General features: G+C 47.2%; 4 protein-coding genes. 1 reads left to right on the top strand and 3 read right to left on the bottom strand.

The window, feature by feature from the left end:
- The 3 genes from GF309_10275 to GF309_10265 form a co-directional block, all read right to left on the bottom strand.
- Positions 1-493: hypothetical protein (locus GF309_10275; GenBank protein ID MBD3159162.1), on the bottom strand; the 493-nt coding region annotated here is incomplete at its 3' end.
- 179 nt (positions 494-672) lie between these two features.
- Positions 673-1,980 carry a leucine-rich repeat protein gene (locus GF309_10270; protein MBD3159161.1) on the bottom strand — a complete coding sequence of 436 codons (1,308 nt, stop codon included), beginning with the start codon at positions 1,978-1,980 and terminating at the stop codon, positions 673-675.
- 129 nt (positions 1,981-2,109) lie between these two features.
- Positions 2,110-4,830, bottom strand: a complete 2,721-nt coding sequence (locus tag GF309_10265) for an HAD-IC family P-type ATPase (protein MBD3159160.1) — start codon at positions 4,828-4,830, stop codon at positions 2,110-2,112.
- 313 nt (positions 4,831-5,143) lie between these two features.
- On the opposite strand from GF309_10265, the gene GF309_10260 reads away from it, so the two are divergent.
- Positions 5,144-5,738 (top strand): hypothetical protein (locus GF309_10260; protein MBD3159159.1); only part of this gene is annotated, 595 nt, incomplete at its 3' end.

The raw sequence follows: 5,738 nt of genomic DNA, 5'->3' as shown, positions 1-5,738 counted from the left end.
TCTGATGCAGTAGCTCATCATCAAAACCGTTCTTGTTTCCAATATTTGCTACTGCTTCAAGGATAGTTTGCGTAGTATCGGTGCTGATAATGCGGATGTCTCCAAGAAATGGCACATATCCACAGTGATCATCATGTGCATGCGATAAGAACACTGCGTCAGGGGTCCAATCGCATTTATCCTTCGCTTCCTCATAGCTCTGCAGATCTGATTCCCAGAGTCTCTTCGCTTGGTCATTTTTCAGATTCTCCATGCCTTCTGGACTCAAAGCGTCCTTCCGATAGATTCCATCAACAGTTGGAAGCAAGGATAGCTTCAGAAGGTCATGCAGCTTAGTCTTGGAACGAGGTTTCATGTACTCTTCGAAGAATCGCCCTTTTGCTTTGAAGGAAAGCCCAAAATCAAGAAAGAGAGAAGAATTGTCAATCTTCAGAAGGAGCTTGTTTCCGCCGATTTCATTGATACCGCCATATGCAGTCAAGGATGCAGTCACTGAACTACTCCGCCGTACCAGCAAGTCCATCGATATTGTCCGAATTAATAAGAATTGATTGAATAAATGGGGCATCAGCAGGCTAGCACTCATTCATCTAACGACTGAAATATAATCGCTCGGTTGAAGTGATGATAATCATCTTGTTGCTGCGCAGTGATTCAGGCTCTACGAGCAAATCAAAGGACCATATCGGCATCATTCTTCTGATTTCCCATACCGTACTCAATAAGCAGTTTACCTTTCCGAGTCCATGCCCAGGTATTCTCAGGAGTGCAACGGAGGATTTGATCACAAAGCCGGACTGCCTTCTTCCATTCCCCTCTCTCCTCCAGTATATGAACGAGCCGTTTTAGGAACTCAAGATGTTGCTCCATCATGGTTAGGTTGATTTCTTGCCACTCTAGAGACACATCATCATCGATAGTCAGATACATGAAAGAGGGCAGCTCAAGAAGGGGCTGTATGTCAAGTCTCTCCAAGCGGGTACCCCGAATATCCAGTTTTCTTAGCGAAACACACGAGGATAGTGGCGAAAGATCGATAGAAGTTACCGGATTATCCTTGAGATATAGCTCCTCCAAGCGGGGGCATCCAGCTAATGGTCCCAGATTGATGTCCTCAAACTCGTTGTTTGCCAGGCCAAGATGTGTCAGATTCTTGCAGTTTCTCAATACGCTCAAATCAATACTGGATAGCGAATTATCGTGTATACCGAAACTGATGATATTCGTGGAAGACTGCAGAGGACTTAGATCAACATCAGTTAGTTGGTTCTCGCTCAAACTGAATCTTTCTAGACCCCTGAGAGGGGCCAATTCTGCTTCCTGAATTTGGTTCGTAATCAGCACAACTTCCTTGAGCCGATGGTTCTCACTTAACGGAGAAAGGTTGATTCTTTCCAACTTGTTCTCTCTCAAGGATAGGCGATCTAGTCTTGGGCATCCAGAGAGCGGTTCAACATCAAGCTCGACAAGACTGTTCTCCGCTAGATTCAGTGTTTCAAGCGATGTACACTCAGCAAGCGGCTCCAAGTTCAGACGTTCAAGCCTGTTACGATTCAGGTACAATCTTTCCAGTGATGTGCACCCTTTGAGAGGGTTCAAATCAACTTCTCGGAGATTGTTCCTTTTTAGCGACAGCTTGCCCAAGCTATTGTTATGTGCAAGTGGCGAAAGGTCTATGGTTTCCAGTTTATTAGCCCCGAGTTTCAGAACTCTCAGAGCGTCAAGATGGGCTAGTGGTCCAAGGTCGATATGTTTGATTTGATTTCTAGAAAGCCGAATCGTATTCAGATACGGAAGATGCTCCACGAAATCTAAATCGATAGTTTCCAAGTTGTTTCCGGCTAGGTCGATTCTACGAATCAGAGTCATGGAATCAAGGTTTACGAATTCAACTGAAGTGAGGTCCATATCTATAAGATTGATCAGTTCCCTTGCGGGATTGACTTCTACCTCTACCTCTTCCCCCGTTTTCGGTTTCATTCTGATGGCAAACCCAGCGCTCACTTGCGTTCCCGTCCATCCATCAAGGTTACCTCATCAAGGGTATATGTATCATTTCTGTATCGCTGCTTCGCTCTCAATGACTGCCTTCAATGGCCAGTTGCTGCTTCATTGAAATCTCAGGCTCTCTGGATGATATTTCCGCGTTACCTTCCAGAGCTGCCCTATGACCAGTGGGATAGTGCTCATCAAGAATATCACTCCCCACCCGAGTAATCCAGGATCAACTACTCTGAGGAGACCTGAGAGTCCGGGCACATAGACTGGGAATATGAGGAGAGGAATGGAGATTGCGATTGCCAGCCAAACATATGCGTTTGTCGTGACCTCGTTCTTGAGCAGTCCCGATTCTGATACTCTCATGTTGAATACATGCCAGAGCTGTGCAAAGCCCAGTGTCAGAAATGCTATAGTACCACTCACCGTTGCAGGTAATCCCAGAATGGCGGATGCGATGGCAAAAGAGGTTACCACTGTTCCCGTAATCAAAGACCCGTAGCCTCCAATGGAAAGCCAGTGACCGCGATTGACGATGGGTTCATCTGCCCGCCTTGGCTCACGATCCATGACAGCAGGGTCACCTTCACCGACACCGAGCGCGAAAGCTGGAAACACATCAGTGACTAGGTTCAGAAACAGAATCTGAAGCGGGTGGATTGGAAGGGGGATTGGCAACAGCGAGAAGAGCGCAATCGCCAGAATCTCGCTTATGTTACATGAGAGCAGATACAAGACGAACTTCCTGATGTTGTTAAAGATAACACGTCCTTCTTCGACAGCAGAAACGATGGTGGAGAATCTATCATCGCGGAGTACGAAATCCGCAGCCTCCTGTGCAACCTCTGTGCCCCGCTTGCCCATCGCGACGCCTATGTCTGCTTTCTTGAGAGCTGGCGCATCGTTTACCCCATCGCCTGTCATGGCTACAACTCTATTCTGATCCTGATAGAGCTCAATGAGGTCAAGTTTCTGCTTTGGAGAAACTCTCGCAGTGACTGTGGCATCAAGTGCGTTCTTGTGTTCTTCTTCAGACATCTCGTCAGGATTCTCTAGTTCTTTTCCGGTTATGATACGAATCCCGTTTTCCTCAATAAGGCCGACATCTTTGGCTATTTTCTTTGCAGTCTCTGGATGGTCGCCGGTTACCATCACAACCCGGATGCCAGCGTTCTTGCATGCCAGAATTGCATCCTGCACGTCCTCTCGGGCTGGATCTAGAAGACCCGCCAAGCCAACGAATGTCAAATCTGAATAGGGTTCCGCATCCTTGTTCTCCACTGTTTTCTGCGCGAGTGCTATAACACGGAGTCCATCAGCTGCAAGCTCCTCGTTCCGTTGCATCCATGTCTCTCTTTCCTTCTCGTCGAGGTTCACGGTTCCGTCCTGAGTCAGGATTCCTGAAGAGGATTCCAAGACCCCCTCAGGCGCACCTTTCACAGAAATCCTGATGTTTTCACCATCGCGGTTGTAGCTGGCCATCATCTTCAGTTCGGGATCAAAGGCTTTCTTTTTGACCTGTGGAGCTTCTTCGAACCGTTCGTTGGGGTCGATTCCAGATTTTCTCGCAGCTACCACGAGGGCAATATCAAGGGGATCTCCAACAGATATATCGTCCTCTTCGATGTCTTCGATTTCGGTAGATGTCCTGTTGGCAAATATACCAATTTCAAGCAGCGTGCGTAGCAGAGCATCTTGTTTTGGATCAACGGATTCCTGATTGCGAAGAAATTCTCCTTCCAGGTCCATTCCCTTTCCGGTGACCTCGATTGAACCATCCGAAAGCGCAATTTCGGTTACAGTCATCCTGCCTTCTGTGAGAGTCCCTGTCTTGTCGGTACAGATTACGCTCGTTGTCCCAAGAGTTTCGACAGCGGAGAGTCGTTTCACTATAGCGTTGCAACGAGCCATCCTCCACATTCCGCGCGCGAGACCCAGAGTCGCAACCAACGGCAAGCCTTCCGGGACAGTGGCCACAGCAAGGGCGACACCGGTTTCAATCATCAGGAAGAGCTCCTTTCCGCTGAAAACCCCGATTACCGTCACGAGAGCACCTATCACAAGAGTCACCCACAGCAGCTCATTTCCTAGGTTGTTGAGCCGTCGTTCTAGTGGTGTGACTTCTTCCTCTGCCCTCTGAACCATGGAAGAGATAACACCGATTTCTGTCTGCATACCGGTCCGCACCACGACCCCAGTGGCTGAACCCCGTGTGACTGCTGTTCCTTTGAAGGCCATGCTGGTTCGGTCTGCTACAGGGGTATCTGCATCAACTGATTCTGCGTCCTTTCCAACCGGGACAGATTCTCCAGTCAGGGCGGCTTCGTTTACCTGCAGCTTCGAGGTTTCAACAAGACGAAGATCCGCAGTGAGTACATCTCCTCCCTCGATGAGAACTATGTCACCGGGTACAATGTTCTCCCCATCTATCTCCTGGATGTTTCCGCCTCGCCGAACCTTGGCTTTTACTTTTCCAAGTTCTTGAAGTGATTCCATGGACCTGACGGCGCGGAGCTCTGTGGCGAAACCGACGCCGGCATTGATAACAATGACCACTCCTATTGCTAGACCGTCGATTGTGTTACCGAAGATGAATGCCAGAATCGACGCGATGAGAAGTATCACGACCATGAGGCTCTTGAATTGCCCGACTAGAATGTCCAGTATGCCTCTCTTGGCGACTTCGCGGAGACGGTTTTTGCCATGCTCCTGCAGCCTCTTCTTGACCTCTTCATTGCTAAGACCCTCTTGGGGATCTACATCCAGTTCAGCTAACACTTCGTTAGCAGATTTGCTCCACGGATGTTCGATGGGAATCTTCTCTTCGGTCATTGCGGAGGGCCTATTAATCTTGAAGCTCTACTGAATAAGAGTCTGTTCAAAGAGCTTTCTTCTGAATAGATTAATGTTCGACTCATTCTAAAAAATCAAGACGTAGTTAAAGTTGAATAGAAGAGCCCAAAATTGCTTCTATGTTCAGAGATATGACTTCATTAGGATACCTGTTAATGTCAAGATACGCAGTGCTTGTTGATATCCTATAGCTTTGAGACACTAAGTGCAACTGCACTTGCATTAACTCGGAAACACTAAATTCATCGAATAATATAAGAGCCATAAATAGATAATTCATAGAGGATAAAAAATGCGTTTCATTGCTATTAGAGCAGAACTAACAATCGGATTCTCTAGCCCACAACCATTTGAGTTTCCTGTATTCGCTGAAGAAGCTGTCCAAAACGGATACAATCCCCCAACAGAGGGAGGAACTCTGATGGCAGTAGACAATAAAGGACTTCAAATGAAATTGGAACGCATATCAAAGAATGGGCTTCAGATAATATACAACGCAGATAGGGGTCATCTTTCACTGAGTTCAGAGGAAACACAGCTTCTGGTTGCGAATGTCAATGACGTACTAGGTATTCTGAATGAAGCCATAGGAGAGGCACCTTCCATAAAGTGGTACGAATTCAACTATCATGTGAAGATACGGTCAAAAATCATCCCTCTAGAGAGCGAAGTGACCGATGAATCTCTACCCGCTAGAATATTTGGTGAGAAAACGGGAATGAAAGTTAGGCCCTACTCGAAAGCATGGTGCGCCTTTGAGGGGGAGGTACCAACGATTCCATTGAATAAAGTTCCAGAATGGCTGAATGTTTCCGTTGCACCATATGTACAAAATCCTCGATATTTCTACGCAAATGTTGTCTATCGCAGAATCTCTATTGATGAGG

It is taken from the genome of Candidatus Lokiarchaeota archaeon (genome assembly GCA_014730275.1).
GTDB lineage: Archaea > Asgardarchaeota > Thorarchaeia > Thorarchaeales > Thorarchaeaceae > WJIL01.
This window is presented reverse-complemented; position numbering and strand designations above follow the sequence as displayed.

What these genes read in the sequence shown, in the direction of transcription:
- GF309_10270 (MBD3159161.1), bottom strand. Translation starts at nt 1,980, where the DNA reads ATGAAACCGAAAACGGGGGAAGAGGTAGAGGTAGAAGTCAATCCCGCA.
- GF309_10265 (MBD3159160.1), bottom strand. Translation starts at nt 4,830, where the DNA reads ATGACCGAAGAGAAGATTCCCATCGAACATCCGTGGAGCAAATCTGCT.